Raw genomic sequence first — 352 nt, 5'->3', positions numbered from 1 at the left:
TCATTTCCGTAGATCTTTTTGATAAGGCTTTCATTCTCCTCCTTTACATTCTTATGGCCATCATTTTCCATAAGCTCCAGGGTGAGTTTTTTGAGATCATGGAGATCGCTCTTCATATCAAAGAGCACTTTGTAAAGGATCTCACGTTCATTGCTGAAGTCGCTATCCTTTTTCTTTTCTTGAATGACCGCAGGCAAATTACTGCCAATGCCGGGGAGATATTCCCTAAGGATTGTGGCATTGATGTTTCGTTCCTGCTCCAGCACAGAAATTTGCTCTGCAATGTTTCGCAGCTGCCTCACATTCCCGTTCCAACGATATTTTTGAAGCAGCTCCACCGCATCATCTTCCA

1 protein-coding gene is annotated in these 352 nt (G+C 43.2%); it reads right to left on the bottom strand.

What is annotated here, in order from left to right:
- Nucleotides 1-352: AAA-type ATPase lid domain-containing protein (locus HC175_RS21235; RefSeq protein ID WP_479685258.1), on the bottom strand; the 352-nt coding region annotated here is incomplete at both ends.

The organism is Salinimicrobium oceani (assembly GCF_012037645.1).
This window is presented reverse-complemented; position numbering and strand designations above follow the sequence as displayed.